A 1,682-nucleotide genomic window follows, 5' to 3' on the forward strand; every position below is an offset into this window, starting at 1 on the left:
CCGCCTTCGCCCGCTTCACCCCGAAGTACCGGGTTCCCATGTCCAGCAGGGTGACCGACGCATCCAGCGACATCGTCTCGCTCGTCTGGCGCCCGGACAGCGTGGTATCCTTGAAATAGCTCCGCGCGACCGTTCCGTTGATGGTCGGTACATAGGCCGCCATGGCGCTCCAGACACCGGCACGGGCGGCCTGGCTGTCGGCGATGGACTTGCGAAGGCCGAGGTCGGTGCCCAGGGCACGCCGAAGGGTCAGCACGATGCCCGGATCGGCCTGGCTGGCCAAAGCGCCCAGGCCTGTTCGCAGGCGCATGCCCGCCAGCACCGGGCGATCCAGCACCATGACGTCGGGATGATCGAAGCTTCCGCGCAACACGCCTTCCATGGCCGACGCGCCGGCGGTGCCCTGCAGCGTCATCAATGCCATCGAGAGCGTCGAGACGCACAATCCGCGCCATGGCGACCGCACCTGCAACGAAGCCTTCCGCTCACGGTTCATTGAAGGCCCTCTCGAAGCTCGTGATGAACGGGCTCAGCAGATAGACAAGGAAGGGCCGGCTTCCGGCGTGAACGTAGAGATTGACGTCCATGCCCGGCTTGAGCAGCCCTCCGCCTTCCGACCTGGAAATCGTCTTTTCCGGCTTCGCATAGACGAGATAATGGGATTCGGCCGTCGCCGGATTGCGAATGGCATCGGCGGAGACATAGGTCAGGACGGTGTCGATCGGATCATAGCGGCGGCGGTCAAGCGCGGTCACCTCGGCCCGGGCGACCTGGCCTTCCTTGACCTCGGCGATGTCCTGCGGGCGGACCTTCGCCTGGATGATCAAGGGGGCATTGTCGGGAACGATCTCGCCGATCGTATCGCCACCGCGCAGAACGCCGCCAACCGTGTTGGCGGAAAAGGCGATCAGGGTTCCGCTGGCAGGCGCCCGGATTTCCGTGTTTGACAGCGCCTGTTCAGCCGAAACGAGGCGATCGCGGATCTGCGCGAGTTCGCCGAGCACGGCCGTCATTTCCTTCGCGGCGGCCTGCTGCTGGCCGGAAACGTAGGCGTCGATGCGGTTCTGAACCTCGAGGGTCTGCTCGTCGAGCCGCCGCAACCGGCTGTCCAGGTCGGCGAGTTCTCCCACCTTCTGGCTTTCCTCGCGGGTCCGGTCCCACAGTTCCTTGCGCGCGAGATAGCCGGCCTCGACGAGCGGCCGCATGTTGGCGATTTCGTCCCTGAGGTAGCGCAGGCTTGCCTGCGCGCTGTCGCGCATGCCCAGAAGCCCGGACCGCTCGCGCTTCAGGCTCTCGGCCTGGTGACGCAGCGCGCCGACCTCGGCTTCGATGGAATGGCCTTCGAAGTACCGTTCGAGGTTCTGGCTTTCATAGATGGCCTGGTGCATGTCGTGGCCGGTCTGGTCGGCACCTGTCGAGGCCGTCCGCAGGAACCGGTCGACGCCGGTCCGGATGCCCCAGGAGCCGGGCCCTTCGGCGAGCGAGGCGGTCTGGTCATCGATGGATGACAACCGGCGCTTCTTGGCCAGCAGGACCGCCTGGCGCGCCTGCAATTCCGACAGTTCGGCGCGGTTGACCTCCGGATCGAGCACCATGATCAGGTCGCCCTTTTCAACGTGGGCGCCCTCGCCCAGGAGAATCGAGCGTATCCGGCCGCCATTGACATGCTGCAGCAGCTTGTT

Annotated in this window: 2 protein-coding genes; both read right to left on the minus strand. The window is 65.6% G+C overall.

Going from position 1 to position 1,682, the window contains the following annotated elements:
* On the minus strand, positions 1-496 hold a 496-nt coding region (locus CSC94_RS23900; RefSeq protein ID WP_133123098.1), incomplete at its 3' end, for a TolC family protein.
* A partial coding sequence (locus CSC94_RS23905; RefSeq protein ID WP_114647885.1) for an HlyD family type I secretion periplasmic adaptor subunit occupies positions 486-1,682 on the minus strand: 1,197 nt, incomplete at its 5' end. The genes CSC94_RS23900 and CSC94_RS23905, both read right to left, overlap by 11 nt.

It is taken from the genome of Zhengella mangrovi, from assembly GCF_002727065.1.
GTDB classification, from domain to species: Bacteria; Pseudomonadota; Alphaproteobacteria; order Rhizobiales; family Rhizobiaceae; genus Zhengella; species Zhengella mangrovi.